This window comes from Prosthecobacter debontii (genome assembly GCF_900167535.1).
Lineage (GTDB): Bacteria > Verrucomicrobiota > Verrucomicrobiia > Verrucomicrobiales > Verrucomicrobiaceae > Prosthecobacter > Prosthecobacter debontii.
Genome location: NZ_FUYE01000008.1, coordinates 19,577 through 44,217 on the forward strand (window position 1 = coordinate 19,577; position 24,641 = coordinate 44,217).

23 protein-coding genes are annotated in these 24,641 nt (G+C 57.2%); 9 read left to right on the forward strand and 14 right to left on the reverse strand.

Translation table 11 applies throughout. The features are described from left to right. The first annotated feature begins 1 nt into the window (after nt 1). Nucleotides 2-562: a hypothetical protein gene (locus tag B5D61_RS12945; protein ID WP_078813825.1), complete on the forward strand. Its 561-nt coding sequence runs from the start codon at nt 2-4 to the stop codon at nt 560-562. An 11-nt stretch (nt 563-573) separates the two neighbouring features. On the opposite strand, the gene B5D61_RS12950 is transcribed toward B5D61_RS12945, so the two are convergent. From B5D61_RS12950 to B5D61_RS12970, 5 genes are read right to left on the reverse strand one after another with little or no spacing between them, the layout of a single operon-like run. Beyond that, a complete protein-coding gene (locus B5D61_RS12950; RefSeq protein ID WP_078813826.1) occupies nt 574-1,749 on the reverse strand; it encodes an outer membrane protein assembly factor BamB family protein in 1,176 nt (391 codons plus the stop codon). 31 nt (nt 1,750-1,780) lie between these two features. Next, on the reverse strand, nt 1,781-2,134 hold the full coding sequence (locus tag B5D61_RS12955) for a hypothetical protein (protein ID WP_078813827.1): 354 nt from the start codon (nt 2,132-2,134) through the stop codon (nt 1,781-1,783). Nucleotides 2,135-2,158: 24 nt separating this feature from the next. Beyond that, nucleotides 2,159-2,776, reverse strand: a complete 618-nt coding sequence (locus B5D61_RS12960) for a 3-keto-disaccharide hydrolase (RefSeq protein ID WP_176159407.1) — start codon at nt 2,774-2,776, stop codon at nt 2,159-2,161. A 5-nt stretch (nt 2,777-2,781) separates the two neighbouring features. Continuing rightward, a complete protein-coding gene (locus B5D61_RS26315) occupies nt 2,782-3,123 on the reverse strand; it encodes a hypothetical protein (RefSeq protein ID WP_176159408.1) in 342 nt (113 codons plus the stop codon). A gap of 38 nt (nt 3,124-3,161) precedes the next feature. After that, complete coding sequence (locus B5D61_RS12970) at nt 3,162-4,265, reverse strand: hypothetical protein (RefSeq protein WP_078813829.1); 1,104 nt, start codon at nt 4,263-4,265, stop codon at nt 3,162-3,164. Nucleotides 4,266-4,734: 469 nt separating this feature from the next. Between B5D61_RS12970 and B5D61_RS12975 the strand changes: the two genes are divergently transcribed. Continuing rightward, nucleotides 4,735-6,384: a CocE/NonD family hydrolase gene (locus B5D61_RS12975; RefSeq protein WP_245846535.1), complete on the forward strand. Its 1,650-nt coding sequence runs from the start codon at nt 4,735-4,737 to the stop codon at nt 6,382-6,384. Between the two features lie 1,238 nt (nt 6,385-7,622). On the opposite strand, the gene B5D61_RS12985 is transcribed toward B5D61_RS12975, so the two are convergent. The 3 genes from B5D61_RS12985 to B5D61_RS12995 form a co-directional block, all read right to left on the reverse strand. Next, nucleotides 7,623-7,919, reverse strand: a complete 297-nt coding sequence (locus B5D61_RS12985) for a hypothetical protein (protein ID WP_078813832.1) — start codon at nt 7,917-7,919, stop codon at nt 7,623-7,625. A 129-nt stretch (nt 7,920-8,048) separates the two neighbouring features. Beyond that, complete coding sequence (locus tag B5D61_RS12990) at nt 8,049-8,513, reverse strand: hypothetical protein (protein ID WP_078813833.1); 465 nt, start codon at nt 8,511-8,513, stop codon at nt 8,049-8,051. Between the two features lie 394 nt (nt 8,514-8,907). Next, nucleotides 8,908-9,975: a hypothetical protein gene (locus B5D61_RS12995; RefSeq protein ID WP_078813834.1), complete on the reverse strand. Its 1,068-nt coding sequence runs from the start codon at nt 9,973-9,975 to the stop codon at nt 8,908-8,910. Between the two features lie 170 nt (nt 9,976-10,145). On the opposite strand from B5D61_RS12995, the gene B5D61_RS13000 reads away from it, so the two are divergent. Next, nucleotides 10,146-11,141 carry an alpha-ketoacid dehydrogenase subunit beta gene (locus B5D61_RS13000; protein WP_078814022.1) on the forward strand — a complete coding sequence of 332 codons (996 nt, stop codon included), beginning with the start codon at nt 10,146-10,148 and terminating at the stop codon, nt 11,139-11,141. Between the two features lie 79 nt (nt 11,142-11,220). Next, entirely contained in the window at nt 11,221-12,507 is a 1,287-nt protein-coding gene (locus tag B5D61_RS13005; RefSeq protein WP_078813835.1) for a pyruvate dehydrogenase complex dihydrolipoamide acetyltransferase, read from the forward strand. A 134-nt stretch (nt 12,508-12,641) separates the two neighbouring features. On the opposite strand, the gene B5D61_RS13010 is transcribed toward B5D61_RS13005, so the two are convergent. Then, on the reverse strand, nt 12,642-13,703 hold the full coding sequence (locus B5D61_RS13010; protein ID WP_078813836.1) for a phenylacetate--CoA ligase family protein: 1,062 nt from the start codon (nt 13,701-13,703) through the stop codon (nt 12,642-12,644). Nucleotides 13,704-13,870: 167 nt separating this feature from the next. Between B5D61_RS13010 and B5D61_RS13015 the strand changes: the two genes are divergently transcribed. After that, nucleotides 13,871-14,353: a hypothetical protein gene (locus B5D61_RS13015; RefSeq protein WP_078813837.1), complete on the forward strand. Its 483-nt coding sequence runs from the start codon at nt 13,871-13,873 to the stop codon at nt 14,351-14,353. 130 nt (nt 14,354-14,483) lie between these two features. Here B5D61_RS13015 and dapA read toward each other — a convergent pair whose 3' ends face one another. From dapA to trpA, 3 genes are all read right to left on the reverse strand, one after another. Beyond that, nucleotides 14,484-15,362, reverse strand: coding sequence for a 4-hydroxy-tetrahydrodipicolinate synthase (gene dapA, locus B5D61_RS13020; protein WP_078813838.1), 879 nt, complete (start codon nt 15,360-15,362; stop codon nt 14,484-14,486). A gap of 133 nt (nt 15,363-15,495) precedes the next feature. After that, nucleotides 15,496-16,308, reverse strand: coding sequence for a diaminopimelate epimerase (gene dapF / locus B5D61_RS13025; RefSeq protein ID WP_078814023.1), 813 nt, complete (start codon nt 16,306-16,308; stop codon nt 15,496-15,498). Nucleotides 16,309-16,386: 78 nt separating this feature from the next. After that, nucleotides 16,387-17,202 (reverse strand): tryptophan synthase subunit alpha, encoded by an 816-nt coding sequence (gene trpA, locus B5D61_RS13030; protein WP_078813839.1) that lies wholly within the window; start codon nt 17,200-17,202, stop codon nt 16,387-16,389. Between the two features lie 136 nt (nt 17,203-17,338). Here trpA and B5D61_RS13035 point away from each other — a divergent pair, with 136 nt between their 5' ends. After that, nucleotides 17,339-18,070: a 3-keto-disaccharide hydrolase gene (locus B5D61_RS13035; RefSeq protein WP_078813840.1), complete on the forward strand. Its 732-nt coding sequence runs from the start codon at nt 17,339-17,341 to the stop codon at nt 18,068-18,070. Between the two features lie 193 nt (nt 18,071-18,263). Here the strand turns inward: B5D61_RS13035 and B5D61_RS13040 are convergent, their stop codons facing one another. Further along, nucleotides 18,264-19,514, reverse strand: a complete 1,251-nt coding sequence (locus B5D61_RS13040) for an MgtC/SapB family protein (protein WP_245846536.1) — start codon at nt 19,512-19,514, stop codon at nt 18,264-18,266. Between the two features lie 151 nt (nt 19,515-19,665). Here B5D61_RS13040 and lnt point away from each other — a divergent pair, with 151 nt between their 5' ends. Continuing rightward, a complete protein-coding gene (gene lnt, locus B5D61_RS13045; protein WP_078813841.1) occupies nt 19,666-21,342 on the forward strand; it encodes an apolipoprotein N-acyltransferase in 1,677 nt (558 codons plus the stop codon). Here the strand turns inward: lnt and B5D61_RS13050 are convergent. Then, the gene (locus B5D61_RS13050) at nt 21,339-22,652 is read right to left on the reverse strand and encodes a S8 family peptidase (RefSeq protein WP_078813842.1); all 1,314 of its coding nucleotides are present in this window, start codon (nt 22,650-22,652) and stop codon (nt 21,339-21,341) included. The genes lnt and B5D61_RS13050 overlap by 4 nt on opposite strands. Before the next feature lie 101 nt (nt 22,653-22,753). On the opposite strand from B5D61_RS13050, the gene B5D61_RS13055 reads away from it, so the two are divergent. Both B5D61_RS13055 and B5D61_RS27000 read left to right on the forward strand, forming a co-directional pair. Continuing rightward, a complete protein-coding gene (locus B5D61_RS13055) occupies nt 22,754-24,481 on the forward strand; it encodes an SLC5/6 family protein (protein WP_078814025.1) in 1,728 nt (575 codons plus the stop codon). Between the two features lie 20 nt (nt 24,482-24,501). Continuing rightward, nucleotides 24,502-24,633: a hypothetical protein gene (locus B5D61_RS27000; protein ID WP_281251782.1), complete on the forward strand. Its 132-nt coding sequence runs from the start codon at nt 24,502-24,504 to the stop codon at nt 24,631-24,633. Nucleotides 24,634-24,641: the final 8 nt, after the last annotated feature.

The following is a 24,641-nucleotide window of genomic DNA, read 5'->3' on the forward strand; positions in this document are numbered from 1 at the left end:
CATGTCTTCCGTCCTGCCTATTCACATAAATTGGCCCTCGGCCATCGGCAATTACTTGCTGAACTTCAGCATGCTGGATCTAAGCGTGCTGAACTTCGTGAAGCGAAGATCGCCCGCCGAAGAGACGGCGAAGCTGGAGCGGATGCATTTTCAGGATCGGGTGAAACGCATGCGGCAGATGGTCGAGCAAGCCCCCGATTTGCAGCCCCAGCACGCCCAGTTTCAGATCTTATTTGAGCAAATAGAAAGCCTGCGAGATTTACGGAATCTTCTCGCTCATGGCGTTCTTTCCGTCGACTTCAATATCAGCGAGAGGGAGAAGGAAGTCCGCCTCTGTTTGCGACTGCCTCGAGATATCGGCAAACCCGAGTCGGACGTGGGGCCGGGCTTGAGCTTTGAAGACCTGCTGTCTCAACTCCAGCCTCTGGCCGACCTGAACGGAGAACTCCAACAGCTGGAGGGCGGCTGTGAGGTGACAGAGCTTTCTGGTCCCACGACACCGCAGATTGCCGTTACCAGTTATCTATATAGGACAGCGCATGAGCCGACTACGGACTCCTGAAAAGAAGAGCCTCACTTCAGCTTCCACAGCTTCTTGTCACTGCGCACATAGACCGCGCCGTGGCTGATGGCGGCGGAGCTGAGGATGGTGTCTTTGAGCTCGACGGTGTGGACGACTTCACCCTCGGGGGCAGTGGTATCCACGACCTGGAAAAAGCCGCGTTCACTGGCGATGTAGATGTATTTCCCGGCCGCCACAGGTGAGCCGCTGCTGGGGCCCTTGAGGCGGAGTTTCCACGCTTCGTCGCCGTTGGCGGTGCTGGCCTTGATGAGCACGCCTGTGTTGTTCAGCACGTAGATGGAGTCTCCGATGACCAGCGGGCTGCCCGTGCCGGGTTTCAGCCCCTCGGCTCGCCAGAGTTGAGAGGCTGCGCCTTTTTCGGGGGCCAGAGCGGTGACGCCATTGGAGGGCACGTAGATGGCCGTCTGGGTCACGGCAGAGCTCGGGATGGTAGAGGCTCCGTCGGTGTAATCCCACACGATTTCACCGGTCTGTGGATTCACGCCGGTGAGGCCCTTGCTGGATTGCAGCGCCACCACATCTTGATAGATCACGGCGCTGGTCCAGTTGGCCGCTTTCGGGCGCTCTTTCTTCCAGCGATTCTTTCCGGTCGTGACATCAATGCCGACGGCGAGGGATTCACTGTCATTCTCGCTTTGCACGATGAGGGTATCACCCACGACCACGGGGGAGGACGACATGCCGAGGCTGTTGCTGGCGTTGGCGTAATCATAGGTTAGGCCGCGGAGCCAGAGCAGATTGCCATCGAGATCAAAGGCAAAGAGATCGTTGGACGAATACAGAGCAAACACGCGCTTGCCATCGCTGCAGGGTGTGGGGGCGGCCACGCAGGTCTTGTTGTGCGACATGGTGCGTCCCGTGGCCTTCATCACGCGTTCCCACAGCTTTTTGCCATCGGTCGCACTGAAGCAAAACACATGCAGGTTGGATTGATCGGGTCCGCTGGAGCAGGTGAGAAAGACCTTATCGCCCACGATGATGGGGCTGCTGAGGCCGCGCCCAGGCAAGTCCACACTCCAAGCAATCTCCAGATTCGGCCCAGGAGCCGCTTCCGTGGACACGGCCGAGGCGTTGGGTCCCCGGAACTGAGGCCAATCGGCGGAGAAGGACGAATGCAAAAGGGCGACTGAGGAAAGCAGGAGACTGAGAGTGAAAGAAGGCTTCATAAGATCGAAAGCGGTTAAGCAGAAAACAAAATCACGAATGAAAAACCAGGGGAGCGATAAGACCTAACAAACTAAGGGTGATCAGGGTAAACGCGCCCCATTTGGCACGTACACTCAGATGCCAGCGCTCATGCGAGAGGCCCCAGTTCCAGTGGAAATAAAACAGCCCTGCGACGCCGAGATAGATGAGGGCAACGAGAGCCCCGGGCAGTCCCGGCACCTTGGGGAAACCTTTCACTGGGATCACCGTCTCTCCGATGAGCAGAGCAAACAGCACATACAAACTGATCACGCCCGGGATCATTTGGCCCATGAAGAATTTCGTGTATGGCCCGCCATCTGGGGGCTGAAACAGTTCCACGACAATCATGAACAGGCCTTTCATACGCAGTGCGTGTCTCGTCTGCGGTTAAGGCAGTTCCTTGATCTGGATGTGGCGATACTCCATCTGACCGCGATCTCCCTCCAGACCGATGGGGCCGGTTTCAGGGAGCTTCAGGGCTTCTTCCAGCACCTCGCCATTGCAGGTGCAGTGAGCAACGCTGTCCTTCACGATGATCTCGATCTGATTCCAATCCTGGGCTTTGTAGTTCTTCAGGCCTTTGTAAGCCTCGGGCCCGGCCACGAGATAATCGCGGCACTGAAGCTGTGGGCGACGGATGAAGATGCCGCTGTCGGCATTGACGGAAGCGCGAAACTCCAGCTTCAGGATGAAGTTTTTCGGGAACTCCTGCACCGTGTAAATCTGCCCAGTCAGCTTATCCATCTCCTCGGGAAAGCGGATGGTGAAAACTCCGTCCTTCACCAGATACAGCCCGCCATCTGAGGCTTCGGTTTTGCCATCATGGGTCACCGCCACGGCACCCACGGCAGGGGCCTTGCGATCCACCTTTTCACGGAAGCACCACCCCGTGAGATCCTTGCCATTGAAGAGGCTGGTGAAGCCTGGCTCCGGGGTGAAGTCCTCGGCTTCAATCGAAGGAGTGAGAGTTAGGATGAAGAGCGCTGAAAAAAGTGTTCGGATCATGTCGGTTAGGAAAGGTGGGATTTTGACGGGTTAAAAACGGACTCATCTTCGGTTGGATGAGAGGGAGTCTTGCTCGAATAAGGAGTGAGAGGAAAAACCTCCAGAAATTTGGCAAAAATAGCCGTGAAGGCTGCCAGTGAGATGAGGAGGCAGAGAATAGCCATCACCATCAAACAAACCTCGACCGATCGGTTAAGTTCACGGTCGGCAGGTCCCTCTCGCTGCAAAAGCGTGGCTAGATAAGTCAATGGCGAAACGCTGTACATGGCGACCACGCCCAACAGCCACAATTTCAGGCCTTGAAGGCTCCAATGGATCGTCCAGCCAAAGAATCGAACGAGTTTCATGAGATCATCAAAGGACGAGATGGCATGGGGAGGAAAACTCACTTCGCCTCGGCAATCGCCGTGCCAGTGGCATCGCAGACGCGGAGCTGGAACTGCCACTCCACCGTCCACTGCTCCGTCTGCTCGTTTTGGCAAAGCTTCACCAAGATGGCGTTCTTGCCTTTCTTGAGCCTAACCGGAAGCTTGTATTGATCCAGTTTTGCGCCGCGATGGTATTCATCACGGGCAAAGAGTAGCTCGCCATTCAGCCACACCTTCCAGCCGTTTTTGCAGCCGAGACGGATCTGGGCATCGCGTTCTTCAGCGGAGTCAAACTCGGTGTAGGCATAACCCGTCACCTCCTTGAGCATGGTGAAGGGCTTGTTAAAGTCGATCATGCCATAGTCATCCTGGCTGGTGAACTCCTGCCATTTCACGTCACCGGTTTTACCAGGGTAGCTGGCATCCAGCTTGATCTCCTTTTCCGGTGGGAACACGGTATCGAAACCCTTGCGCTCCACATTGGGGAAAGGCGCGATGACCTTCCAGCTCATGAGGAAACCGAAGTGCTTGGGCAGATCCACGGGTTGGCCCAGGTCCTTCAGCTTCTTCGCCAGCGCCTTGATCTGATCTTCATCGCGCGCGCTGTTCATCGCCTGCTGATAGGCCGCCAGCGCAGCGTCTTTTTTATCCTGAGCCAGAGCTTCATCCCCTGCCTCTGTCAGCTTGGCCACGGGATGCCTGCGCAGTTCACTGCTAGGGTCTTCCAGGAGGCTCGGGGTGATCTTCTCCGCCAGCTCAGGCTCGGCGCGTTGGATGAGGTCAAAGGCCACCACCCGTGCGGTCGGGCTGTTCTTGGTATCGTCCAAAAACGCCTGCACCGCCTTCACCGGCAGCGTCTTTTGCTCCAGCGCCTTGTCCGCGATCACCCCCACCGCCGCCCGCAGCCAGTTCTCTGCCAGCGGATTCGCACCATTCATGCCCGCCAGCACCTCCGGCAGCGTTGCTGGGTCCGCCTGAGTCAGTGCCTGCCAGGCCGCTGTGGCCTTCTCATTGCCCGCCCCCTCCTTACCCACCGCACGGATCTCCTCCAGCGGAGCCTTCAGGGAATTGGCCCACACCGAGGTGGCCAGCAGGAGGAAAAGGGGCAGCAAGACTTTCATAACCGAGATCAGAAAAACGCTTCCTATCAGAACTCCGTTTCGCTGTCTCCTCGCTTTTGGCAAAAAGTCTGTCTGAGGGGTAACGTCCTCGTGCTTAGGCGGGGATGCTGGAGTGCTTTTGTTGAGTTTTGATGCCTTTTGTAGAGCTTTTGATTTTGGGCTCTTTTTCGGACGATCTTTGGTCGTCGTTCTTTGGGAATGAACCCTTGCATGGTTTTAACCGTGGCTCATGGATGGCTCAAAAAGGCTCAAGCCGTCTCCTGGCATTTCCGGCTGTGCCAGCATCCTGTCCACCCACGCTTTCCAGTGGCGATGGTCATTTCTAGAACGAGGTTTCATTTTCATATCCATCACGGGGTGGATTAAGCACGGGCAATGCAAGCGGATTGTTGGGCCGATGAGACCTCTCCAAATCGTTGTCGATGGAGTTGGTCGATGAATCTGGCTTTCCGTTCACGTAGGAATGCAGGTGAAATCCTACGTCCCGATTCTCGCTCTGCTTTGTAGCCTCTGTTTTGACCGCGCCCATGCCGACTCCGCGCCTCTACCTCCCATTGATCTTCAAGGCGTTCGAGAGCAGCATGTGATGATTCCCATGCGGGATGGCGTGAGACTTTCTGCGTATGTGTACCTGCCGGAGGGCGAGGGGAAATGGCCGGTCGTGTTTGAGCAGCGGTATGCCTCTCTTACGGGAAGTGGCACACGCAAAAGCTCGGCGGATCTGGCCCGGCGAGGTTATGTCGTGGCCATGGTGAACTTCCGCGGCTCGCAGCAGAGCGAAGGGACCTATGTGGGCTACCGAGCGCTGGCTTGGGGCGAATTGAAGGATGGTTATGATACCTGCGAGTGGCTGGCCACACAGCCATGGAGTACGGGAAAGGTTGGCAGCTTTGGCAGCTCTCAGGGCGGTTTTGCCCAAAACTTCCTCGCGGTCACCCGTCCTCCACATCTGATCTGCCAGTACATGGTGGACACGGGCGTCAGCCTCTTTCAGGAAGGTTATCGTATCGGAGGTATCACCCGCCCGCTGCGGTTTGAGGCCTTCAAGTCCAACTGTCGCAATCCAGACGACAACGCGGCCTTGCTGCGCGAATGGGACCAGCATCCCAACTATGACGCCTACTGGCGCGCCGAAGATTGTGGTCTCCATTTCGACCAGATGAACGTGCCCTGTTTCACCATCGGGAGTTGGTATGATTTCATGGTACAGGGCAGCATTCTCAGCTTCCAGGGCCGCAAGCCGAATGCAACTCAGCAACTCTTGTTAGGCCCCTGGCTGCACGGTCGTTTGAACAAAGGCAGCAAGGTCGGCGACCTCGTCTATCCCAACAATGCGACCTGGCCGGAGCTGGAGCACATGGTGCGATGGTTCGATCATTGGCTGAAAGGCGTGGATAACGGCGTCGAAAAGGAACCTGCCGTGCGCTACTACGTTATGGGAGCCGTCGGGGAAACCAATGCTCCAGGCAATGTCTGGCGCGAAGCCTCCGACTGGCCGCCTGCAGCAACCGAGACTTCATTCTACCTGCATGAAGGTGCGGTCCTGAAAGACACCTCCCCTGCATCGGCCACCAGCGGCACCTCTTATGATTGTGATCCGCTGCATCCCATGGAGATCCCAGGTCGGTCCTTCCCAGGTGCCAAGGATACCCGAGCCTTCGACCAGCAAAAAGAAGTTCGCACCTGGGCGACTGAACCCCTCACGAAGCCTCTGGAAATCACCGGCGCCGTCCAGGCCGAACTCTGGGTGAAATCCACCGCCCCCGATACTGATTTTATTGTCCGTGTCTCCGATGTGTACCCGGATGGCCGCAGCATCCTGATCATGGATTACCCCCTACGTGCCCGTTATCGCGAAGGTTTTGATAAGCAGGTCTTGCTTATTCCTGGCCAACCTGCCCAGTTGAAATGGCGCATCGGCTGGACCAGCATCATCCTCAACTCCGGCCACCGCCTTCAAGTCACCCTTTCAAGCACAGGAGCCCCGCTCTATGAGCCCAACAATCAAACCGGCGGTAAGATGCATACCGAATGGATGCAGGAAACCCAGACCGCCACACACACCATCCTGCATGAAAAGGAGCATCCGTCACGGCTGCTCGTTCCCATTGTGAAGTGATGCCTCTCTGATTATTTAACGGGTATAAAGGGTGCGGAACAAACAGTTGGTTGTAAAAGCAGCCAACCTTGATCCATCAACGAGTTGATTTGTCTTGGTGCCAACCAAATCCCTTTCAGCCATTGCGTCGTCTGCTCCTCCAGATGATTCGGGCATTTCCAGCGGTTGCACAGCCCGTCTAGCAGCATGTCTCAGAGCTTTCCCCCCATTGTCGGTATTCAGCTATCCACGCCGCTTGGGTGGAAGCCCGATCCATCTCAATGACCCCATGCCGCATGGGGATCATGCTGGCTGATCTGTTTTAAGAGCACGCCGCTGGGTTCTTTGTCTGCCACCTGATGCAATAACACGCCGATGAAACAGAAGGCTGGTAAGGAGGCAACCGCGCCCTATGCGCGTTTTGCTCATTACCATCGGGGCGATGAATATTTCGTTAGATTCAAGTAATCAGTCGTCTTTGGCCTCGAGAAAATCCCATGCTCATGCTCCCACTTCACCAGGTCAATCTGGAGAGACTCATGAAATGAGGATATCTTCACCGGAGATTGCGGGCCTTGTGGAAATGCTCTTCCAACGAGGCTCGTGTGAGGCCCCGCGCTCATGCTCGCACCCAAGTAGATGTGATCGACAATGATAAGCGTTCCTGGAGGAAGGATCATGTCCGCTGGAAGATGGATGGCAGTCCAACTTCCATCGTCCTGAAGCTGGTAGCGTACAGGTTCGAAGCGGCTCGCAAAGTATCCGTCCTTTCCCTTAACCTGTAAGTAGAGCGTCTTGGTTGTTTTTGAAGGTCCAAGCAGAGACTCCCGATGGGGGTGGATAGCCGTCACATCGTCGCGATACGCGCAGCTCGCCAGAATCAGTACGAAGAACGTTGTAGCAAAGCGGCGCATCATTTGTTTTCAAGACTATCGGTTTTTTGCGGCTCGCCAAACATTTCATTAAGAGGAAGCATGAAAAGCGGAGGTCAGGAACTGCTAGGCCGGAGGAGGGCGCTTCACCTCGCTTGGCCGACTCAGACGGAAGGATAGCCTCCGTGATCGGGACAAAAGGACTGGAAGGCTCGGCACAACGGGTTAGACGGAACCTCGTTGAGGTTCGCCAGGATCAGGGCGTTGATGGATCCAAGGTCCCAGGGTTCGGGGAACCCTGGGCTGAATGACGCAAACCCGTTGGGTTTGAAGAATGGGAACCTTGGGGACGGAAGCGCTGTTGGAGCCGTTCGCGGCGGTGCTTGGTTATGTGCTGAAGTCATACGCAGCGTGCTCAAGGGCTGGTGAACCTGACTGCCGGATGATTGTGCTGGGTGCGACTCTGAGAGTTTGGAGAACATCCCAGATCAGGGCGAGGCCACGCTGAGTGTCTGTCACCTCAATGTCGATGTTGGTGATGCCCCTGCCGCTTCCTCCGCCCGTAGCCTCACCGAGGCCCGCTGCCTGCAGCGCCTCGTCGAGCGGATCCTCAATCTCGTCACGACCGCTGAATGTAAAATCCGCTGTCTGCAAGATGATCTCGAAGAATGTCGTTGTGCGCACGTTAGATGTGTTTTGATTCCATTCCAGTGTGAGCGAGCACTGCCTAACGAGCTTAGGGCCCGCGGTGCGGCCTACTGGAAGCTACGACTGCAACCTCGACGCTCTAGCCGGGTTCGATGCAGCTCATAGTTAGGCTGGGGTTCGATAAGCGCGGAGTCGCTCACTGGTGTAGGGATTCGGCGGGAGTTGTTCGAGCTTTGTGGCTAGCTCTTCGAGTTTGGGTCGGAAAACGTCCTGCTCCTCCCGCGTGAGAAAGTCGATAGCGTCGGACAGGAGACAAAAGGCGTGGATATAGTTTGGCAATGCCTGCTGCGGCTGCCCCTGCTCCTCCTGGATCTCTGCGTCCTGAATGAGAAATTCGGCCAGCATCACGGAGCGAGGATACCGCAGCGCGCCGGATGAGGTGAGTTGAGCCGCCAGCGCGTCGGGAGAAAGCTGCTTCACGGTGTCGAGGTTCAGGCCGACGTTCTGGCGGCAGAGAGTGGCGAGATCCTGTTTCGCGTCTTCGACTTGGCCGGCGCGTCGCTTGGCGATGATCGCGGCAAGCATGGCGACAACCTGTTGCGTCAAGCGCATGATGTAGTCTTGGGCCATAGTGAGTCAGTCGAAAGACGTGGAGTTGCCTAACAGGAGAATCATCGACAAGTTTGTTGTTTTGTCACCCGCTTTATCTCCGACAGAAAAGGGAGTCCTTACTCTAATGAGCGGGCCAAAGCCAAGGTGTGAATATTCCAAACACGGAACCAAGCCTATCAAGCGTTGACGCAGGCCAGTGGACCGGAGCGCGAGTATGGCGGAGCCTACTCGCGTAACTTTCCTGAGATAAGGAAGGCGCGGCATCGCAGGCGGGAACAAATGGCTCGTCGCGTTCGCTGCGCTCAGCATATAGTCGCGCTCCGGTCGGCCGACTGCGCGAGTCGAGACAAGGGGGTGGTTTGCCCCTTGTAAACTGAACATTGATCACCGTTTACTGAACACTGCGCCCTCCTCACTGCGTCACGCGGGTGTATTTCCGCATCCAGACGTGGCCCTCGCCTTTTTCGGCGGCGGTGACGAAGTCGTCGATCTCGGGGCGGGCGATCTGGGGGTGTTGGGTGACGAGTTGGCGGTAGATTTTGGCGAATTGGCGGGAGCCTTCCTGGAGGCAGGTTTCGGCGTCGCCACCGGTGAGGGCGGCTTTGGCGCTGCCGAGCATGAAGGCGCGCAGGAGGGTTTCCTCAGTGCCGGGGGCGATGGCTTTTGCGTGCTCCAGCCATTGAGCGACGGGGTGCTCGGGGATGTTGATGGGGAAATAGGGGGTCTGCTGAAGGTAGGCCAGGACGGCGGCGGCGGCTTGCACACCATACTCAGAGAAGGGATCGGCCTGGTAGTCCTTGATGAGGCTCTGGATGTGGCTGCGCAGGGCGGGGTCTTTGATCACCTGGAAGACGAGGCCGATGAGGCGCTTCATGGATTCCTCGCCGGCGTCGCCAGTGGCGGCAGGGCGCATGTGACGGAGGGTGATGAGGTAGTCATCGAGAAGGGTGATGCCCACCCACTGGCGGACAACGGCCTCGGCGCTGCCGGTGTCAGAAATGCCCATGCGGGTGGCGGTGATGACGCGGGTGGCGATGGGGAGGGACTGTTTTTGCCAGAGTTCCAGCTCGCCGCCCTGGAGCTCGCTTTCGGAGAGGTTTTTATAGCGGCCCTGTTTGACCATACTTTCCATATCGCGCGAGACGATGTCCATTTCGGCCAAAATGCGGCGGTGTTTATCCTCCAGTGTGGGGAGAGGGGCTCCAGCCTTGAAGAGAAAGATGTCCATGCGAGCCTGCTCTTCCAGGTTTTCGTAACGGAGGAGAACGCCATCGTCCTTGTAGTCGAAGTGACCAGCAAACCGGTAGTCACCCAGGAAAGGCGGAAAGGCGAGCGAGGTGGGCGCGTGCTTCCAAAAGCTGCCATCGGTGGGGGGCGGGGTCCACTTTCCGGAGGGCTCGGCAGCGGTCAGGGAGAGGGCACTGACGCCGGTGACGAGGAGGAAAAGAGCGGCTCGGGGGATGAAGCGGGGGAAATTCATGTGCGCAGATGTTGCGTGGAGGGCGGGTCTGATGCAATGCGAAAGCGTGCGGGTTTGGGACAGAGCGTTCTGGCAAATCGTTCATGCTTGGGCGCTTTCCTGCTCTTGACTCTGACCGTCAGCCGCCGAACTACTTGGCTTCCTTTTTTTCTATCCCTACCCCTGATCCAATGCCCCGCCGAATCACCTACCGCGACGCCATCCGTGAAGCCCTGGACGAAGAGATCGCCCGCGACCCGATGGTCGTGGTGATGGGGGAAGAGGTGGCTCAATACAACGGAGCCTACAAAGTGACCCAGGGTCTGTGGGACAAATGGGGTGACAAGCGCCTCGTGGATACCCCGATCAGTGAGGCCGGTTTCATCGGGATGGGCGTGGGTGCCTCCATGCTGGGCGTGCGTCCGGTGATGGAGCTGATGTTCTGGAGCTTTTACACCGTCGCCTGGGACCAGATCGTGAACAACGCCGCGATGGTCCGCTACATGAGCGGGGGTAAGATCAACTGCCCGATCGTGGTGCGTGGTCCGGCCAACGGGGGCACCAGCGTGGGGGCAACCCACAGCCACACGCCGGAAAACATCATGGCCAACTTCCCCGGCATGAAGTGCGTGGTGCCGAGCAATGCCTATGACGCCAAAGGCCTGATGAAGGCGGCCATCCGCGACAACGACCCCGTGATGTTCATGGAAAGCACGAAGCTCTACGGTGAAGAGTGGGAAGTGCCCTCCAACGATGAACTGCCGAATGGCGAGCTTTTCATCCCTCTCGGTGTCGCTGACATCAAGCGCGAAGGCACAGACATTTCCCTGATCGCTCATGGCAAAGCCGTGATCACCTGCTTGGAAGCCGCCCGCATCCTGGAAGAAGAGCATGGCATCAACGCTGAAGTGGTGGACTTGAGGAGCATCCGTCCGCTGGATGAGGAAACCATCCTCAACTCCGTGGCCAAGACGCACCGCGCCATCTATGTGGAAGAAGGCAAGCCTTTCTGCGGCGTGGGTTCCCAGATCGCTTACACCATCCAGGCCCAGATCTTCGATGAGTTGGATGCCCCGGTTCTGCGCGTGAATAGCCTGGACTCCCCCGCCATCTACAGCCCGCCGCTGGAGGCCCTTCAGCTTCCGACTGCCGATGTGGTCATCGCCAAGGTTCTGTCCATCTGCTGATCTGATCGCCTTGCTTTCCTGACTCGAGCTCTCTCGCACTCCTCGCTTTTCTTTTTCTCCTCCAACGCTTTTTTCTGCCATGCCCAAAATCATTGAAATGCCCAAACTGAGTGACACCATGACCGAGGGGACCCTCGCTAAATGGACCGTCAAAGAAGGGGACAAGGTCACCACCGGCCAGACGCTGGCTGATGTGGAAACGGACAAGGCCACGATGGAAATGCCCTGCTTCTTTGAGGGCACCCTCCACAAGATCCTGGTGAAAGCGGGTGAAAAGGCTCCCCTCAATGCCCCTCTGGCCATCGTGCTGGAAGAAGGCGAGGAAGTCCCGGCCAACCTGGATGAAATCATTGCGAATGCTCAGGCGGCTGCGGCCCCCGCTCCGAAGGCTGAGAAGCCTGCTGCAGGTGCGAAGAAAACCGTGTCTGCCCCAGGCCCACGCCTGCCCACAGCTCCCCAGCCTAACCGCCGTGCGGCTGCAAGCAACGCCCGCGTGAAAGCTTCCCCTCTGGCTCGCAAGATCGCCGACGAAAAAGGTGTGGATCTGAGCACCCTGGAAGGCACCGGCCCTGGCGGACGTATCGTTCGTGCCGATGTGGAGGCCGCACCTAAAGGTGGTGCCGTCCGTGGTGGCGCTCCTGCCACCCCAGCCATCCGCCCGACCTATGGTCCAGAAGATGAGCGCGTGCCGACCAGTAGCATGCGCAATATCATCGCCGAGCGCCTCCTGGCCTCGAAGACCCAGATCCCACACTTCTACCTCCAGATGGAAGTCGATGCGGGCCCGTTGATGGAATTCCGTGCGAACTTGAACGCCTCCAACGAGAAGAGCGGTGGCAACAAGTACACCGTCAACGACTTCATCCTGAAGGCCGTCATCCGCGCCGCTCAGGCCCAACCTGCCATCAATGCGGCTTGGGATGGCGATGCCATCGTTAAATTCAAGTCCGTCGGCCTCAGCGTCGCCATCGCCATTGATGACGGGCTGGTGACCCCGGTCATCAAGGGAGCCGAGAAGAAGACCCTCCTGGAAATCAGCCAGAGCGTCAAAGACCTCGCCGGTAAGGCCAAGAACAAGAAGCTGAGCCCCGATGACTTCGCAGGCGGCACGATCACCGTGTCCAACCTCGGCGCTTACGGCATTGACCAGTTCTCCGCCATCATCAACCCGCCCCAGGCCGCCATCATCGCCATCGGCAGCATCCGCAATGCTCCTGTGGTGAACGACAAAGGTCAGATCGTCGTCGGCCAGCGCATGTGGGTCGGCCTCAGCGGTGACCACCGCGTGGTGGACGGTGCCGTTGCAGCCACCTTCCTGGCTGAGATGCGCAAGTTCATCGAAAGCCCCGCTCTGATGCTGGTGTAAGTGAAGTGACTTCATAAAAAGCCCCGGTCCTTATCAGACCGGGGCTTTTTTGTGGTTAGACCCCGAGCCAACTAAAAAGCGCAAGACCGAAGTCTTGCGCTTTGGCAGTAGGTTTTTGAGCAACCTTTCTGAGATCAATACACGCCTTCGACGATGGTCTTCTCCATGGCACCGAAGGGACGCACGTCGGCGACACCATCCCAAGCATATTGATTGCGTGGGCGGCGGCGGATGGCTTCGTCACGCTCTAGGAAGCGGGGCATGAAGAATTCCTTGGTGAGGGTGGTCAGTTCCACACGGCCCCAGGTATCGTAGTCCACGACTTGGGCGGTGTTTTTCGGATCCACGACGCGCAGCACGGCACGGGGCTGTGGAGCGTAGTAGGTGACGGAGAACTGGTCCTCAGGTGTGATCGGCACGCTGGCGGCCAGCCCCATGAGGGTGTTGCCATAGGTGGGGTAGAAGCCAATGCGGCCTTCGAGCACCTCTTCCACCATGAAACGAACGTATTGAGGTGTCATGGTCGTGCCTCCCACGAACGCACCGCGGATACCGGCGTCATAGAGATCCACTTTCTCTGCCAGCGCTTCCAGCAGCTTGGGGGTGGTGAAGAGACCCGTGACCTTGCGGTTTTTCAGGATGAGCGTGGCTTGGTCCACAACATGATCCATGTACTGACGTGCGACGTCGAACTGCTTGTTCGAGATGAGCTTCTTCACAAAGCGTGGGTCGAGATCAATGAAGTAGCAGGAACTGCCACGGAAGTTAGCCAGATGCTCAATAGCCAGGCGGAGACGGCGTGGGCCGGTAGGGCCGACCATGAGCCAGGCACCACCTGGGGGGAAGTGCTCGTCACTGATCTTGCCACTGAATTCCTCGTAATCGGTCTTGTAGTCGTTCCACCCGATGCGCTGCTTGGGCATGCCTGTGGTGCCACCGGTTTCGAAGATGTTGAAGGGCTTGCCTTTGAAGGCCGCTGGGACCCAGACTTCAGGTTGGAGATCACGCAGGGACTCGTCCTGGAAGTGATCGAATTTCGCAATGAGATCCGCGAAGCTGTTGACCACGCCGCGAGGGTCGAAGTTCTTTTTGGCGAAGTCCAGCCAGAACGGACAGCCAGTTTCAGGGCTGAAGTGCCATTGGATGGTTTCGCGGACTTGCTGGTCGAGCTGGGCTTGGGCTTCTTCGGGTGTCATGGTAGGAGGTGGGAAAAGAGGGCGCGAAAGGGAGCAGTCAAACGAAAGCTAATGCGCGTCCCTTTCTACGTCTGTTGAAAAGGAAATGAATCCAAAATACGGCAACCCCGTCCAAGAAAACGCGTTCCTACGAATAGAGAGGAACATTCAATCTTCCCTGAACCCTCATGAAACCGATTCTTTACGCCGCACTTCTGGCTCCGGCCATGCTTCTGACTTCCTGCTACGTCACCCCAGTGGCTGGCGGGCCCTATGCCCCTCTTCCTCCCGGCCCACCGGTGGTTCATCCTCGCAGTCCGCTGAGCCCTGGCGGAGTGGTCGTCTTGCCTCGTGAGGCACGCCGCATCAGCTACCGTGGCAATGTTTATTACACCCATCGGGATACTTGGTATCGCCCCTCTGGCAGTGGTTATGTCGTAGTCAGCCGCCCTTCAGGCTACCGAGACTCTTACCATGACCATGATCGTCACGATCATCTCAGCCCCCGTGACCCCCGTGACCCCCGCAGCCCTTACAGCCCCGGTGGCCGGGTCGTGCTGCCGAGTGAGGCTCGTCGGGTGATGTATCGCGGCAATGTGTATTACACGCATCGGGATACCTGGTATCGCCCTTCCGGCAGCAGCTATGTCATCGTGACACGCCCCTATTAAAGGAGTGTTGCTCTTGGCGACATTATCAAGCTCTTCGCGACAAAACGGGCATCGGGTGTTTCTCCCGATGCCCGTTTAGTTTTGATTATCCCAACCTACCGGAGGCAGATTCAATCACCAGTCGATCCAATCAAATCAGCGCCAGCTTCTTCAGCGTTGCTTCCAGTTCGGCGTTTTTGGCGTCGTCCATCGGCACGAGAGGCAGACGGAGTTCGTGGGTGCAGTGACCGGCCATGGCCATCGCGGTTTTGATCGGGATGGGGTTGGTGGCGAGCTTCAGGAAGGCGGCGAACAGCGGGTAATACTGCTGATGGATGCCGAGGGCTCCGGTGTAGTCGCCTTTGAGGGCGAGCTTCACCATGTCGCTGATCTGCTTTGGAATGAGGTTGGAGGCCACACTGACCACACCGACGCCACCGACGGACATGAAGGGCAGCGTGAGACCATCGTCACCGGAAAGGATTTCGAAGTCGGCAGGCAGGATCTGCTTCATCTGACTGACACGCTCCGGGTTGCCCCCGGCCTCTTTGATGGCGCGGACGTTCGGGCAGTTCTCGGCAAGGCGAGCCACCACATCGAGACCGATCTCAATGCCGCAGCGGCCAGGGATGCTATACAGCATGATCGGCAGCTTGGTGCTGTCGGCTACGGCCTTGAAATGCTGATACAGGCCTTCGGGTGTCGGCTTGTTGTAATACGGAGCCACCTGGAGGATGGCGGTTGCCCCGGCAGCTTCCGCTTCCTGGGTCATCTCCACGGCTTCACGGGTGCTGTTGGAGCCTGTGCCAGCCATGACGATGCCACGACCGCGAGCATACTCGACAGTCAGTTTCACCACCTGCTCATGCTCATCATAATCCAGTGTGGGGGATTCGCCCGTCGTGCCGCAGGGGACCACGCCGGAGACGCCGTTGTCGAACTGGAAGTCGATGAGCTTTTTCAGGGCTTCTTCATCAAGCTTGCCGTTGCGAAAAGGGGTGACGATGGCGGTGTGGGTTCCTGCGAACATGGGAGTGGGGAAAATAGAGGGAGACTGAAAATTGAAAACTGCGAAATGAAAAATGTGAATCGAAGAGCGGCTAGCGTCGCTTTCGAATCGGGACGTTGGCCTTAGTGGTCACGCTTTTCATCCTCAGATGGAGTCAAATCTCGACGCTTCCATGGAAAACAAAATCCGCCGGACCGAACAGGGTAACATCGGTGTATTCATGCGGGGCAGTTTCCGTGAAACCGACGCGGAGGGTATCGCCACCTTTGACGAGAACTGACACGGGGCTGGGGGCACCCGTCAGTTCGTGATGGATCAAAGCACAGGCGACCATGCCGGTGCCGCAGGCCAGGGTTTCATCCTCCACACCGCGCTCGTAGGTGCGGATGGAAATGCTTCCAGGAGCCAGCTCTTTGGCGAAATTGGCGTTGGTGCCTTTGGGCTTGAACGCCTCATGATAACGCAGACCTGCGCCCCAAGGACGGACGGGCACATTGTCGAGATCCTCAACAAAGACGACGGCATGAGGCACACCGGTGTTCACACTATGAACGGTCAGACTCTCACCTTCGACAGGGAGCGTGTCATTCAGGCGCAGGCTGTGAGGGGCGCTCATGTTGATGCGCACCTGCCCGGCTTCAAACTCGGCGGAAATCATCCCAGCCAGGGTTTCAAAGCGGATGTTAGTGAGCGAATCGTTGTGCAGGCGATTGACGAAGCGACCGAAGCAGCGGGCGCCATTGCCACACATTTCGGCCTCGCCGCCATCGGCGTTGTAATAGCGCATCTTGAAGTCACCACCTTCCGTGGCGGGCTCCACACAGAGCAGGCCATCGGCTCCAATGCCACGATGGCGATCACACAGGCGCTCAATTTGATCCTGGGTCAGCGCCAGAGAGAGATCGCGATTGTCCAGCATGACGAAGTCATTGCCAGCGCCGTTCATTTTCCAAAAGTTCAGAGTCATGGGAGAGGAGGTCGAAAGGGAGACCGTCAAGGTGTCAAAGAATCCAGGGGTAAGAGAGGATACGTCGCCGAAGATCAATCAAGATAGAGCTTTGACAGCCGTGACGAGAGGTTTCACAAAAGCCTCGACCTGATCGCCGAGATCCGCCGCGGCACCGTTTTTCTCAATCAGCTTTACGATGGCACTGCCGACGACCACGCCATCGGCCATGCTGGCCACGGTGGCCGCTTGCTCGGGATTGGAGACGCCGAAGCCGACGCACACAGGCACCTCAGTGGAGTTTTTGATTGCGGCCACCTGCTCGGAGATGCCGCTGGCGATCTCCACCTGCGCGCCGGTCACGCCGAGACGAGAGACGTAATAGACAAAACCTTCCGCCTGCTTGGCGATAAGCTGGATGCGATCTGCAGGGGATGTCGGTGCAATGAGCTGGATGTGGCGAAGCTCAGGGGTGGGCTTCAACTCCGCGTTTTGCAGTGCCTCTTCAGGGGGCAAATCCAGTACCAGAATGCCATCCGCACCTGCGGCTGCAGCATCGTGATGGAACTGCTCATAGCCATAGGCATAGATGGGGTTCAGGTAGGTGAAGAGCACCAGAGGAATCTGTGTCTTGCTGCGCAGGGTCTGGATCATTTCCAGCACCTTCTTGGTCGTGGCACCTGCCTTCAGAGCACGGTCGGCAGCCATCTGATTGACGACGCCATCGGCCAAAGGATCGGAGAAGGGTAAACCCAGTTCGACAATATCGACCCCAGCTCTCTCCAGGCCAAGAACGACGTCAATGGTCTTGTCCAACGTGGGATCTCCAGCGCAGACATACGCGACAAAGGCACGCTTGCCGGAGGTTTTCAGTTCCGCAAAGTGACGGTCAATTCGGTTGGCTGGAGCAGACATGGAGGGCTAGCTATCTAGCGCGTCCTCTTCATCTGTGCAACCGAACGGCACAAACTTCCGCACAGCACAAAAAGCTGAATCCCGGTGCCAGCCGGACGCATGACGGTGCTCATAGCTGCCGTTGTGGTCGTTGCTCATGAAAATCGCTTTCCTCTCCCTCTGCGGGTTCGCCCTCGCTTTAAGCTCTCTTTCCGCCGACGAACCGACACCACCTCCAGGGTTCCGAGCGATCTTCAATGGCCGTGACTTGACTGGCTGGCACGGCCTCAATCCTCACTCCGTGGTGAAGCTGACCGGAGAAAAGAAAGACGCCGCCCTCGCCAAGATGCGCGAGGAATTCGCCGCTCACTGGCATGTGGAAAATGGTGAACTGGTTAACATTGGCACGGGTCCCTATGCCACAACCGATGAGCTGTTTGGCGACATCGAGTTTCTCATCGAATACAAAACCGTGGCGAAGGCCGATAGCGGCATCTACCTGCGCGGCACGCCGCAGGTGCAGATCTGGGATATCAATCAGCCGGATGACCCGAAGAAACCCGACCGTCACCCCAATCTCGGCTCCGGTGGTCTTTTCAACAACACGCCCAAGACGCCAGGCCGGGATCCTCTGGTGCTCGCCGACAAGCCTTTCGGTGAATGGAACAGCTTCCGCATTCGCCAGATCGGTGATCGCACCTGGGTCTGGCTCAATGACAAACTCGTCGTGGATGGCGCTGTCATGGAAAACTTCTGGGACCGCACTCAACCCCTGGCTGCCACGGGCCCAATCATGCTCCAGACCCACGGTGGTGAGATCCGTTGGCGTAATCTGTTTGTCCGTGAAATCGGCAAAGAGGAAGCGGCAAAGATCCTGTCGGAGAAGTAAGACGACTTCCCCGAAAGAACGAGCCCAATTTGGGTCGTGGAATCCCCCCTCCTCACATTGGCCTCTAGCCAAGGGAGAGAGGGACGATCCTTGGTCTGTTTCATCGAAAGCCAAATGACGTCCTCCCTCGCCCCTCTGGGGAGAGGGGCTAAAGCGCTGAAGCGTGATTTTCAGATGGGGAGAAACCCACAGATCACCAAGGCCACAGGATCAATAATGTCGAGCCGCCAGCGAGGGCTAAGCCAAACGCGACGCCCACCCGCCACACTAACTCGCGCGACCCCAGCACGGCGACGGTGGCAAATTTGAAGATGAAGTTCGACATCGCAGCGAGCAGAATCGCATGCCAAGCGAGCCTCGTCGGTATGCCGCCGTTGCCAGCTAACTGAGCGGTGGATAGCGTGATCGCATCCATATCCGTGAGGCCGGAGATGCAACTGATCACATACAGGCCCGCCTCACCGAAGTGATCTTTCGCAGCGGCTACACCGAGAAGCACCAAGGCATACAAAGCCCCAAAGAAGATGGCCGACTTCAACTCTGCCGGGTTCTTCTGTTCCGGCATTTGTTGGCCGTTACTGCGGCTGCGTAGATAGAGCCACAGAGCCAACAACATGCACCAGCCCAGCATGATCCCGAGCGGCATGGCGAGAGTCGGAAAAGTGTGGGGAGCGACCACCGCAATCTCCACCAATACCCGCACCAGAGAAATGCATGAGGCTGTCATCACCACAAAGGCCCCCAGCGGCGCGAGCGAGGCCTCAGCGGCACAGCGCCGAGCATAACTCACCGTCGTCGCTGTGCTGGAAACCAACCCACCGATGATCCCGCCGAGAAACGTCCCGGCACGCGCGCCAAACACTTTGTAAACCACATAACCCGACAAGCTGATACCGACGATGAAGACCACCATCAGCCAGATCTTGAAGGGGTTCCACACGTCATAGGGCCCGTAGGTCTCGTTGGGCAAGACAGGCAGAATGATCATGCTGATGAGCACGAACTGCATCATGGCCCGCATATCATGCTCCCCCATGGCGGTGACCATCCGATGCATCGGCGCTTTCAGATGAAGCAAGAGGGCCATCACGCCACCGACAACCAAAGCAATCTCAAGACTCCCCACCACGATCAAAGCCCCCACGGCATACAGCAGCATGGCCGCAAACTCCGTCGTCGTGCCGACATCATCCGATCCATTCTTCAGCTTGGCATAGTTGGCAAAGATGACGATGGCCACCACGGCGAGCATTCCTGCGGCAATCAACCAGGCAGAAGTCAGCATCCCCACCTGAGCACAAATGGTCCCAAAAAGGGAGATGAAGGGAAAGGTGCGAATCCCCGCAATGGAACTCTCCGAGCGCTCTCGTTCCAGTCCCAACAAGAGCCCCAATCCGAAAGATACCGTCAACTGCTGAAGCGCCTCGAAATCCATGTCTTCCATCTATTCGGTCTATGCTGAAGAAACACGCCTGAAATTTCAAGCTTCAGACAACGCAAGAGCACGAATCACCAAGCACGCCCCCGTTTGACAGAGACCTCGAACAGCGGTTTCTGTCGGCTCGTTCTGGAAGTCGATCAACCAGACTGTGCCCATGACCGCTTTCCGTCCCTTTCTCCGATATCTGCTTCCTTTGCTGGGTGGTGCGATTCTGTCGTTCGCTTATCCTGGCTGGAATTTGGAGATCGCGGTCTGGCTCTGGCTACTGCCATTACTGGCGGTGATTTGGCCCATGAACGGAGAGCCGCAGGTCAAACGTCCTTTTTTGATGGGCTGGTTGGCAGGACTGGCTTTTTGGATCCCCAACCTCTCTTGGCTACGCCATTCCTCACGAGTCATCGCCGGAGCTCGTGACGATACCTGGGTGGGCTTTGACAATGAATTGATGGGGGCCGGGGCCGTGCTCGGACTCGCGCTTTATTGCGCTCTGTATTTTGGCCTCTGGGCGTGGATTGTCAGCCGATTCATCCGCCCTTCCCCGGATCGCCTTGCCACAGGCAGATGGCAATCCAGCACTTGGCATTCGCTTTCACGTTCTTTAGCCGCCGCTGCGGTGTGGACCGCCTTGGAATGGGTGCGCGGATGGCTATTTACGGGCTTTGGCTGGAATGGTTTGGGCGTGGCCCTGCATCGAAATGCCGTCTTGATTCAAATCGCTGACGTGGTGGGTGTAACCGGGCTGTCCTTTCTCCCGACCTTCATTGCCTGCACCGCCTGGAATACACTGACCCGCGTGGTGTGGGGTTACCGTGGAGAGGGCACTTGCCGCTCACGTCTCGACTTCACCCTCGCGATGATCGTCCTCCTTGGTGTCGCTGGTTATGGCATGCTGAAACTGACCGCGTCGCAGGGGGAAATGATCAAAGTCCGCACCGTGTTAGTGCAACCCAATGTGGCCCAAGTGGACGCATGGTCGGGGGATCTCGGACCTGAGGTTTACCACAAGCTCGCTGATTTCACCCGCCTGTATGCGGAAGCACGAGATGGGGTGACGCATGTCGATCTGGTTATTTGGCCGGAGAGCGCCCTCCCTGTGCATCTCTATGGTTTGAGGGATCATGAACCTTACTTCAACGAACTACTCAGCCTCGGCGATTACAGTCTGCTGACGGGCACGGAGATTCACGAACCCGAACGCCGAGGCCATGTTTCCGCCGTGCTTTTCAAAGGCGGTTATGATCAACGCCAGCTCTATCACAAGGTGCATCTCGTGCCATTCGGCGAATACCTGCCCTTCCGAAACATCCCGCCTTTTTCATTTTTACAAGGCGTGCTTCCAGGGGATTTCGCCCCTGGAGGGAAAACAGAACCGTTACTTCTGGCTAAACCCGAAGTGCAGATCATTCCGCTCATTTGTTTTGAAGACACGGTCGGCGATCTCGCTCGGAAATTCACTCGTCCAGTGCCTCAGATGATCGTGAACATCACCAACGATGGCTGGTTCCTCGAAAGCATCGAAACCGAAGTCCATCTGGCCAATGCGAAGTTCCGTGCTGTAGAACTCCGACGCCCTATGGTTCGTGCGGCCAATACCGGGATCAGTTGTTTCATTGATGTCTTCGGTCATGTGGAATCACGTCTCGCCGATCCCGAAACGAACAACACCTTCATCGAAGGCTGTCTGCCCGGTGAGGTCAAGATTCCCCAACAAGCACGCATAACCTTTTATGCGAAGTATGGCGATGCCTTCTCGATGCTGACGCTTCTGGTAACACTGGGTATCATCGGCCAAGGCCAGTGGCAAAAACGCCGCCGCCCGAGCGCTGCCTAAGGTTTGGGAATCTGCACAATTCCTGCGCCGACTTGATAACTCGGAGCCCCAGTGGACTGCGCATTGTTCACCAAGGCCTGGACGATGTTTTGCGAGTTGTATCCCCAACTCAGCATGGTGGAGACAACACCCGAAGTAATCGCCGTCGCCTGCGAAGTGCCGCTGCTAACCACCATGCGATTATCGCTGTAAGCCGATACAATTCCGACCCCAGGCGCTGAAATGGTGAGCGTTTCTCCCGAATTGGAGAAGAACGCCTGATTTCCATAGGCATCCACGGCAGCCACACTCACCACCCCTTCATATCCGGCGGGATAAGACAGGGCGGTTTGTTGATCGTTCCCAGCTGCCGCTACGACGACGACACCCTGCTGCTGAGCGTATTCAATGGCTCGATGCAACACCGTGGAATCCCCCGTGGTGCCTAGGCTGATATTGATCACCACAGCCCCTTCATCCACCGCCTGCATGATGCCCTGCGCCACCAGAGCGGTGGTGCTTTCTCCTTGAGGATCCGCCACTCGGATATCGAGGATCTGCACCGCCGGAGCCACGCCTCCATTCACGGGGTCATCACCCGCGATCAATGAAGCCATGGCTGTGCCATGACCATTGGGAGTCTGGCCATCCTTAACGAGATCATAATGAACCACACCGGCTCCCAGCAAACTCGGATGATCCGTCACGCCTGTATCCAGCACCGCGACCTTGATCCCCTTCCCCCATGTGGATCGATTCCCATTGGCTCCGATCGCATCGAGGCCGCTGTTGTTGTAGGGCGCAGCCCCTCCAGCGTTCGTTGCATCGACTTGATTCAAATCGGGCAAACCGGGGACCCAAGCCACATAGTTGAGACCGACATTGTCCAGATTACCAGCATTCTGTCGCAGTTCCTTCGCCATCGCGTCCGGATCGGTGTAGCGCACATGGGCGGATAAAAGCCGGGGATCATCACTCAAGATGGTGATACCAGCTTTAGCAGCCCTCTCGCGGAAGTCTTTGAGAGCCTGCTCTGACTTGAAGGTCAGCAACAGCTCGTTAGGCTTCACGCCAGGAATGCCATTCAGTTGACGGAGTTTTTCCGCCAGTTGATCCAATGACTGGAAAGCCGCTGCGGCAGCCTGATCCAGAGCTTGATTGACGACATCCCTGCCGGGCACGGACTCTGGAAACATCCGCTTCCACCCTGAAGACTTACCCGCAGCCTCCGGTGCACGGGTGGTTTGCAAGGCCAGCCAGCCCAAAATGCCAAACGCCCCCACGCAGACAAGGATGCTGAGGGCGATGAGACTTTTGAGCCAGGAATTCATGGGATGTGGGATAAGACCCCAGGTTTGGTCTTTTGTTTCATCTTATTTTACAGCCAAATTGATACTTGTCTCCTGGCATGGAGCTTTCTACCCTGCCACCCATGTCACAGCAAAAGGAAGCTTGGGGATCAAGATTAGGCGTCATCATGGCCGTCGCCGGCAGCGCCGTCGGTCTGGGTAATTTTCTACGTTTCCCCGGTCAAGCTGCCCAATACGGCGGCGGGGCCTTCATGCTGGCGTATGCGATCAGCTTTCTGATCATCGGTCTCCCCATTGGCTGGGCCGAGTGGGCCATGGGCCGTTACGCAGGGCAGCGTGGCTTCAATTCAGCCGCAGGCGTCTTTCACTGCCTGGTCAAACCGTCGTGGAGCAAATACCTGGGCGTTCTCGGGGCCATCATCCCGGTGGTCATCTTCATGTATTACGTGATGATCGAGGCATGGACACTCGGTTACACCGTTCGTTTTATCCGAGCGATTTTCGATCCTTCCTTACGCTTTCACAATGTTGAAGCCTCCGGCAGCTTCTTTGAATCTTTTGTCGGCCTCGGCGCGGACGGCTCCGCTTTCACCTTCAGTTGGGATACCCTCTTGCCTTGGCTCCTGATTGTTTTTGCACTCAATCTCTGGCTGATCTTCCGTGGCATTTCCAAGGGCATTGAAAAAGCCTGCCAAATCGGCATGCCGGTCCTGATCGTCCTAGCCGTCATTGTGCTGGTGCGCGTGCTCACGCTTGGCACTCCCGACGCCGCCAAGGCTGAAAACAATGTGCAAAATGGCCTCGGTTACATGTGGAACCCCTCCAAGGTTAAAGTGATCGAATCCGTGGATGGCAAAGATGCCGTCATCAAAGAATATGTCGGTCCGCAGGCCAAGGAGCAAGCCACCCAGGACATCCAGGGTAAAGTGGGGCAGACCGTGATCGAGCTAACGCCTTGGCAGCAGCTTCAGAATCCCGATGTGTGGCTCGCCGCCGCCAGTCAGATCTTCTTCTCCCTTTCGGTCGGGTTTGGCGTCATCTTGGTTTACGCCAGCTACATGCAGCGCCGTCAGGATGTGGTGCTCAGTGGCCTAACCGCCAGCAGCACCAATGAACTCTGTGAGGTGGGTCTCGGAGGCCTCATCACTCTCCCGGCAGGCGTCGCCTATCTCGGCGTGATGGGCGTGGCTGGCAAAGGCACCTTTGGACTTGGGTTCAATGTCTTGCCTCTGGTCTTCAGTGAAATGCCACTTGGCAGTTTGTTCGGTGCTTTCTTCTTTCTGGTTCTCTTTTTAGCCGCCGTGACCAGTTCACTCTCCATGCTTCAGCCTGGGATCGCCCTCTTGGAAGAAGCTTTAGCCATCAAGCGCAGAGCTTCCGTCACCATTCTAGCCCTCGTTACCGCGTTCGGCACGGGCTTCACCGCCTACTTCACCAAGGATCTAAAAGCCCTGGATACCCTGGACTTCTGGGTCGGCACCTTTTTGATCTTCGTCTTGGCAACGATTCAGATCATTCTTTTCGGCTGGGTCTTTGGAATGAAAAAGGGCTGGGAAGAAATGCATGATGGCGCGGCCATTCGAATCCCCACTTTTTTCAGACCGATCTTCAAATATGTCTGCCCTGCCTTCCTTTTGACGATCTTCTCGATGTGGGTGGCCAAAAACATTTTTGGGATCGACTTCAGCAAAGGATCCAGCGGTGTCAGTGGCTATGTGAAAGCCCTGTTCATCGAGCCTGATCTCATTTCATGGCTGAGTGTCGTTCTGATTGCTGGCGTGGGGATTGCCATGGCCCTGCTCATCTCCATCTCTCCGGCCTATAAATCCAAACCGTCTGACTTATCATGACCACCAGTGGACTCCTAATCATGATTGTCTCCGTCACTACAGTCGCAAGCCTGTGGTCCTGGTGCCTCTATAAAGTGCTGACTCAACCGAACGAGTCTGAAAACCTCCAGCCGGTAGAGCTTCACACGCCCGACATGGACCAACCCGAATAGCTCCCCGT